This window comes from Streptomyces sp. NPDC050388 (assembly GCF_040655635.1).
Classification (GTDB): domain Bacteria; phylum Actinomycetota; class Actinomycetes; order Streptomycetales; family Streptomycetaceae; genus Streptomyces.
This window is the reverse complement of the sequence record NZ_JBFAKH010000024.1, coordinates 99,733-106,579: the sequence shown is the minus strand read 5'-3', so window position 1 is coordinate 106,579 and position 6,847 is coordinate 99,733. Positions and strand designations below refer to the sequence as shown.

The following is a 6,847-nucleotide window of genomic DNA, read 5'->3' as shown; positions in this document are numbered from 1 at the left end:
GTAGAGGATCGTGTTGATCCCGGAGAACTGCTGAAGGGCGGCGAGGATCACGCCGACCAGGAGCGCGGGGCGGACCGCCGGGGCCAACAGCGCCCGCAGGTTGCCGGAGCCGCTTCCGGTCCTCTCACGACGCTGCTCGCCCTCCTGCCCGGTGCTGCCGAAGCGCGCGACGACCAGGTCCGTACCGCCAGGCTCGGTGACCTTGTCGAGCGTCCTTCGGGCTTGGTCCGTCCTGCCGTGGGTGAGCGACCACACCGGGGATTCGGGCAGCCACAGGCACACCAGGACGAGGAGCGCGGACGGGATGCCACCGACCCAGAACATCCCGCGCCAGTTCTCGGACCCGGAGAAGGCCCAGTTCACCAGGTAGGAGGCGAGCAGACCGGTGCTGATGAGCAGCTGGTTGAGGCTGAGGACGCGGCCCCGGACCTGAGCCGGTGCCATCTCACCGAGGTAGGTCGGCACCGTGGCCGACACACCGCCGACGGCGAGGCCCATGATGACGCGGCCGAGCAGCAGCACCCCGTAGCCGCCTGCGAGGGCGGCGGCGGCGATCCCGAGGAAGAACAGGCCACCGAGGCCGGCGAGGAGCGGACGCCGTCCGTAGCGGTCCGCGATCCTCCCGCTGGTCAGCGCGCCGACGACCGCGCCGAGCAGCAGGACGCTCACCACCGAGCTCTGCTCGAAGGAGTTGAGGTCGAAGTCCTCCCGGATGAACAGCAGCGCGCCCGAGATGATCCCGGTGTCGAAGCCGAACAGGAAGCTGCCGAGGGTGATGGACATCGCCCAGCGTCGGACACGGTGCACCCCCTGCGGGGTGAGGTGGACGAAGTGGCTCTCCTCTCCGGGTCGCGTGTTCAGCGCTTCGCTCATGGCGTCCTGGCCTCCCATGCCGCCGGACCGGCGCTCCCGGCCGGGTACTCCTCGAGCGGGACCCGGCCGTCGCGCCACGCGTCCAGCACCGGCTGGACGATGCGCCACGACTCGACCGACATGTCGTCGCGCACCGACAGGGGCTTCTCGTCCTCCAGGACGCCCCGCAGCACCTCGCCGTACTCGAACAGCTCGCCGGGCCCGAAACGCGTGTCGAGCGTGACCGGGGAGATGGTGGACGGGTCGCCCGGCCCGTTGATGTTGATGTCCATCTGGAGGCGACGCGGGCCGAGGCCGATGTGCAGCCTGTTGGCGCGGGCCTCGCCGGTGAGCCCGTCCGGGACGTGCTGGGGGGCCTTGAACCAGAACGTGACCTCCTGCCGGGGCGAGCCGATCGCCTTGCCCGAGCGGACGCGGAACGGCACACCGGCCCACCGCCAGGTGTCGACGGCGAACACCACCTCGGCCAGGGTCTCCGTCCCCCGGGCGGGGTCGATGCCCTCCTCGTCGACGTACGACGGGAGTGAACGGCCGTCGATCGTGCCGGCGGTGTAGCGGGCGCGGCGGCTGAACCGCTCGGGACGGTCGTCCCAGACCCGGGTCGCCCGGAGGATGTGCGCCTTGGAGTCCCGCACCTCGAGCTGCTCCAGCGTGCTCGGCGGGGGCATCGCCGCGATCGCCAGCACCTGGAGCAGATGGCTCTGGATCATGTCGCGCAGAGCACCCGTCACGTCGTAGAAGCCGGCCCGGCCCTCGAGGCCGAGCGTCTCGTCGAACACGATGTCGACCGCCTCGACGTGCTCCGCGGAGAGCAGCGGTTCGACCACCCGGTTGGCGAACCGGACGCCGAGGATGTTGAGCACCGTCGACATGCCGAGGAAGTGGTCGACGCGGTGCACGTGGTCCTCCGGCACGAAGCCGTGCAGCAGCTCGTTCAGCGCGGTCGCGCTGGCCGCGTCGGTGCCGAAGGGCTTCTCCAGCACCAGGCGCGTACCGTCCGGCACGCCGATCCGGGCCAATGCCCGGCAGGCCTCGACCGTCACGGCCGCCGGCAGCGCGAAGTACAGCGTGAGGCGACCGCGGCGGCACTCCAGCAGGCGGCGCAGGTCGCCCTCGTCGGTGGCGTCCGCGGCCACATAGCGCGCGTTGCGGACGACGGTGTCGACGGCCGGCCCGCTCGCCTCACCGGCCGCGAACGCCTGCGCGACGACCGCTTGCCACGCCTCGTCGTCTTCCTCGCCCCGGTCGCTGCCGACGAGGAAGAGGTCGGTCAGCGAGGACGAGGCGACCAGGCCGCCCAGTCCCGGGAGGAGCAGCCTTGCCGTCAGGTCGCCGCGCGCGCCGAGGATGAGCAGGGTCTGCGTCTGCCCGGACCCGGACCTGGCCTCGGACTTGGCCTCGGGCTCGGCCTGCTTCCCGGCCTGCCCGGCCCGCTCACCCTTCGAGCCGCCCCGGGGGGCGTCGGCGCCGCTCATCCGGCGTACTCCCGGACGGGCACACCCCGGACACCGGGTGTGCAGGTGAACAACGCGCCCGCCTCCGGCTCGGCACCGGGTTCGAGGTGCTCGCGGGAGGTCGTGATGAACAGCCGGTCGAGTTCCGGCCCCCCGAAGGTGCACGCCGTGACCTTGGTGACCGGGAGCGTCACGATCTCGTCGAGGGTGCCGTCCGGCGCGTACCGGCGCACCGAGCCGCCGCCGTACAGGGCGACCCACACGCCGCCCTCCGCGTCGACCGTCAGTCCGTCCGGGCTGCCGCCCGGACCGCCCGGTGCGGCGGCGAACGGGCGCCGTCCGCTCAGTCCGCGCTCACGGTCGTAGTCGAAGACGTCGACGCGGTCCGTCGCGGTGTCGGCGTAGTAGGCGCGGTCGCCGTCGGGGCTCCACTCGAGACCGTTGGAGATCGTCACTCCGTCGAGGACGGTCGTCGTCGAGCCGTCGGGGTCCAGGCGGTGGACCGATCCGGCTCCCCGCCGGTTGTCGTATGCCATGGAACCGCAGTAGAACCGCCCGTCCGGGTCGCATCCGCCCTCGTTCATGCGGACACGCTCATCACTCCACAGGGAGTCCAAGAGAGTCACCTTTCCGTCCGTGTCTTCGAGGGCGAACCCACGGGTGACACCGATGACGGCGCCACCTCGCCGTCTGGGCCGGACCGCGGCCACCACGGTGTCGATGTGCCGCCGCGTCACGGTCCCGTCCGCGGCGAGCGACAGCACGTCCCCCGCCAGCATGTCCAGCCACCGAAGGCCGCCCCACGCCTCGGACCAGACCGGTCCCTCACCGTGGTACGCGATCGATTCGGTCACCTGCTCGACCTTCACCGTCGCCACCTCCCTTCCGGCGCGGGCATGAACACAGGCGCAGGCGTGGCCCGCCGGGGGCGGTCGCCGCCCGGCGGGCGGGGTGGCCTGCTGGCATGATGAGCCGGGTGAGCGCGCCGCGGTCCCGCAGAACAGCCCGCGGAGCCGGCGCGGTGGCACGTCGGGCGGTGTCGGGGCTCTCGGTCGGCGGCCGCCGGGTCGCCCTGGACGTGTGGCTGCTCCTTCAGGCCACCGCCGGCGCCACGGCGGCGTGGCTGGTGGCCCGCTACGTGTTCGACCACCCCGCCCCGTACTTCGCGCCCATCACGGCGGTGGTCGCGCTGACCGCGAACCTCGGCGAACGCGGCCTGCACGCGATCCGGCTCCTCCAGGGTGTGCTCCTCGGCCTGCTGGTCGGCCAACTCGTGCTCGCCGTCCTGGGAAAGGGGCCGGGCGCGATGGCACTCGCCGTCTTCGTCTCGCTCGCGACCGCCCGCGCACTGCGGAGCGCACAGGTCGTCGTCGTCCAGGCCGCGGTGAGCTCCATCCTGGTGGTGGCACTGGGCAACCAGGCGAACGGTGTCCAGCGCCTGGTGGACGCACTGACCGGCGCGGGCATCGCTCTCGTGTTCTCGCAGCTCCTCTTCCCGCCCGAGCCCCTGGCGCTGCTGCGTCGCGCCGAGACAGCCGCGCTCAACGCGATCGCCGACGGCCTGACCACCCTGGCCGACGCCATCGACCAGGACGACGACGGGCTCGCCCGACAAGCGGTCGGGGAACTCCGCGAGGTGCTGGACCACCTTCTGGAGCTGCGCCGGGTCGGGCGGACCGACACGCGTGTCACACGTCGTGTGCTGACCTGGCGGGCGAAGGTCGTCGTGCGCGAGAAGGAGAACGCGGAGCACCTCGATCTGCTGGGTGCCAGCTGCCTCATGCTCGCCCGCCTCGTCGCGTCGGCCGACTCCGACACCCGCGGCCGGCTCCAGGAGCCGGTGCGCGACCTGACGGCCGTCATCACCTCGCTGGCCGACGGGCTCGACGACCGCGACACGCGCCAGCGCGCCGCGGACCGCTCGCTGGAACTCGCGACGCGGATCACCGCGGAGGCGGCCGGGCCCGCCGACGCGGACCTCGCCTTCCTGTCCCACAGCCTCCGCACGGTCGCGACCGACGTCATCACGTTCGCGGGAGTCGGCCTCGCCGACGCGCGCGAGGCGATCCGCACGGGCGCGCTGGACCGGCGCGTACACCCCGCCAAGATGCCACCCGGCCGACTGCACCGCTGGACCGATCGGCTCATCGGGCGGTCGAGACGGGTCTGGGGCAGGGCCCGCCGGTCGTCCTCCCGGAGCGGGGCCTCGAAAGGGCGGTCGTGAGGGCGGTCGTGCGGGCGGTCGTGCGGGCGGTCGTCGGGCCTTGAGGCCAGGCTGTCCCCCACTGTTCCTGGGCATGGCAACTCCGTCCGGGAGAGTGGCGCCCGTGGGTGACCGCAGGCGGCAGGGCACGGTCTGCGGCCGGCGCGGGACCGCCCTCGGTCCGATGCTCGCCCGCGCCCTGACCGCCCGCATCTCCACCGCACGGCCCCGGAAGGACGCCTCGCCGTAGATGGCAGACTGGCGGCATGACCACTCAGAAGAACCTGCTCGGCGGCCCTGACCCCACGCATCTGCCGGAGAACGAGGAGGCGTACCGCCTGCTCGCCGAGGACTCCCTGCCGCCGGCCGAGGTGGTGGCGAAGTTCCCCACGTTCTCGCTGGCCTGGGCCATGCTCGCCGACGACGCCTTCGAGGCGGGGCGAGTGGTGGAGTCGTACGCGTACGCCCGAACGGGTTACCACCGGGGGCTCGACGCGCTGCGCCGGTCCGGCTGGAAGGGCCACGGCCCCATTCCGTGGAGCCACCGTGCCAACCGCGGCTTCCTGCGCTGCCTCGCCGCCCTCGCCCGCGCCGCCGAGGCGATCGACGAGAAGGACGAGGCGGAGCGGTGCCGCCAGTTCCTCCAGGACAGCAGCGCCGAGGCGTACGAGGAGCTGAGGCGGGCTTAGGTCCCGGACTCCCGGGACCCGGGCGGCGGTGGTGTTTCACGTGAAACACCACCTTTCCGCCCCATCTCGGGCTCGAGTTCGGTCTCGGTCTCGGGCTCCAGCGGGGGTACGGCCACGCTGCCGTGGGTGTGGCATTCCGGGCGCCGACAGCCCGGCGCGGGACGTCGTACGGTCGCGAAGGCGAGGGCCGAGCCGACCACCAGGACGCCGGCGCACAGCACCATCGCCCGCCGGAACGCGTCGTCGAAGGCGTCCGGCTCCCGGTACGCCTCCGGCCCCATCCCGACCAGCAGCGGCAGCGCGGCCACCGCCACCAGGCCGGCCGCGCGGGCCGCCGCGTTGTTGATGCCGCTGGCCAGGCCCGCCCGGGCGGTGTCCACGGCGGCGAGGACGGTCGCGGTCAGCGGCGCCACCAGGGTGACCATGCCGAGGCCCAGCACCAGCAGCGCCGGCAGCACATCGGTGAGGTACGAGGCACCCGGCCCCACCCGTGTCATCAGCAGCATCCCGGCGGCACACAGCAGCGGTCCGACGGTGAGCGGGATGCGCGGCCCGATGCGCTCGCCGAGTTCGCCGGAGCGGGCGGAGAGCAGCAGCATCAGCGCGGTCGTGGGGAGCAGGGCCGTACCGGCGGCGAGCGCGGACCAGCCGACGGCGACCTGGAGCTGGAGCGCGGCGAGGAAGAAGAAGCCGCCGAAGGCCGCGTACACGCACAGCGTGACGAGGTTGACCGCCGTGAACTGGCGGGAGGCGAAGATGTCCAGCGGCACCATCGGATGCTCGCGGTGCTTCTCGACGGCCACGAAGGCGACGGCGGCGGCCAGTCCGGCGACGGCGGCGACCGCGACCACGAGGGAGCCCCCGCCGGCCTCGATCAGCGCGTACGTCACCAGGGCGAGGGCGAGCGCGCCGAGGACCGCGCCGAGCACGTCGAAACGGCCGGTGGCCTGCTGTCCGCTGTCCGACTCCGGTACGTGGCGTACGGCGATCGGGGCGCACACCACGGCCAGCGGCACGTTGATCAGGAACACCCAGCGCCAGCCCGGCCCGTCCACCAGCCAGCCGCCGAGGAACGGGCCGACCGCCGCGCCGATCCCGCCGAAGCCGGACCACAGGCCCACCGCCCGGCCCCGGTCGTCGGGGTGGAAGGACGCCTGGATCAGGGCGAGCGAGCCGGGCGTGAGCAGCGCGCCGCCGACGCCCTGCAGTGCGCGGGAGGCGATCAGCACACCGGTGTTCGGGGCGATACCGCACAGCAGGGAGGCCGTCGCGAACCACAGCACCCCGACGACGAACACCTTCCGGCGGCCGAACCGGTCACCCAGCGCACCACCCAGCAGGATCAGCCCGGCCAGCGTGACCAGGTACGCGTTGACCGTCCACTGCAGGGCGGCGAGGCTCGCGTCGAGGTCGCGGCCGATGCGCGGAAGGGCGACGTTGACGACGGTGGAGTCCAGCAGGGCCATGCTGGAACCGAGCACCGTGGTCAGCAGAATCCACTTGCCCTGCGGGGAGGCCAGCCGGACATCGGGCATGCAGGGAGCATACGGAAACGGGTCGGGCCCGGCACCATGTGTGCCGGGCCCGACGAACGCGTACGAGCGACGTACGAGAGACGTGCGAACGCG

At 72.9% G+C, this 6,847-nt stretch carries 7 protein-coding genes; 3 read left to right on the top strand and 4 right to left on the bottom strand.

Annotated elements, in window-relative coordinates:
• From AB0I73_RS16545 to AB0I73_RS16535, 3 genes are all read right to left on the bottom strand, one after another.
• Window positions 1-873 (bottom strand): MFS transporter (locus AB0I73_RS16545; RefSeq protein WP_363037878.1); only part of this gene is annotated, 873 nt, incomplete at its 3' end.
• Window positions 870-2,348 carry a glucose-6-phosphate dehydrogenase gene (locus AB0I73_RS16540; protein ID WP_363037876.1) on the bottom strand — a complete coding sequence of 493 codons (1,479 nt, stop codon included), beginning with the start codon at window positions 2,346-2,348 and terminating at the stop codon, window positions 870-872. The genes AB0I73_RS16545 and AB0I73_RS16540, both read right to left, overlap by 4 nt.
• A complete protein-coding gene (locus tag AB0I73_RS16535) occupies window positions 2,345-3,205 on the bottom strand; it encodes an SMP-30/gluconolactonase/LRE family protein (RefSeq protein WP_363037874.1) in 861 nt (286 codons plus the stop codon). Before AB0I73_RS16535 ends, AB0I73_RS16540 begins: the two co-directional genes overlap by 4 nt.
• Before the next feature lie 98 nt (window positions 3,206-3,303).
• On the opposite strand from AB0I73_RS16535, the gene AB0I73_RS16530 reads away from it, so the two are divergent.
• The 3 genes from AB0I73_RS16530 (at window position 3,304) to AB0I73_RS16520 (ending at window position 5,219) form a co-directional block, all read left to right on the top strand.
• Window positions 3,304-4,551: an FUSC family protein gene (locus AB0I73_RS16530; protein ID WP_363037872.1), complete on the top strand. Its 1,248-nt coding sequence runs from the start codon at window positions 3,304-3,306 to the stop codon at window positions 4,549-4,551.
• Window positions 4,552-4,654: 103 nt separating this feature from the next.
• Window positions 4,655-4,780, top strand: a complete 126-nt coding sequence (locus tag AB0I73_RS16525; RefSeq protein ID WP_363037870.1) for a hypothetical protein — start codon at window positions 4,655-4,657, stop codon at window positions 4,778-4,780.
• A 16-nt stretch (window positions 4,781-4,796) separates the two neighbouring features.
• On the top strand, window positions 4,797-5,219 hold the full coding sequence (locus AB0I73_RS16520) for a DUF3151 domain-containing protein (RefSeq protein ID WP_109377169.1): 423 nt from the start codon (window positions 4,797-4,799) through the stop codon (window positions 5,217-5,219).
• On the opposite strand, the gene AB0I73_RS16515 is transcribed toward AB0I73_RS16520, so the two are convergent.
• Entirely contained in the window at window positions 5,216-6,754 is a 1,539-nt protein-coding gene (locus tag AB0I73_RS16515; protein WP_363037867.1) for an MFS transporter, read from the bottom strand. The two genes, AB0I73_RS16520 and AB0I73_RS16515, sit on opposite strands and share 4 nt — an antisense overlap.
• Window positions 6,755-6,847 lie beyond the last annotated feature (93 nt).

Excerpts from the sequence above, each read along its gene's own strand:
- AB0I73_RS16520 (WP_109377169.1), top strand. The coding sequence starts at position 4,797 with ATGACCACTCAGAAGAACCTGCTCGGCGGCCCTGACCCCACGCATCTG.
- AB0I73_RS16540 (WP_363037876.1), bottom strand. The coding sequence starts at position 2,348 with ATGAGCGGCGCCGACGCCCCCCGGGGCGGCTCGAAGGGTGAGCGGGCC.
- AB0I73_RS16515 (WP_363037867.1), bottom strand. The coding sequence starts at position 6,754 with ATGCCCGATGTCCGGCTGGCCTCCCCGCAGGGCAAGTGGATTCTGCTG.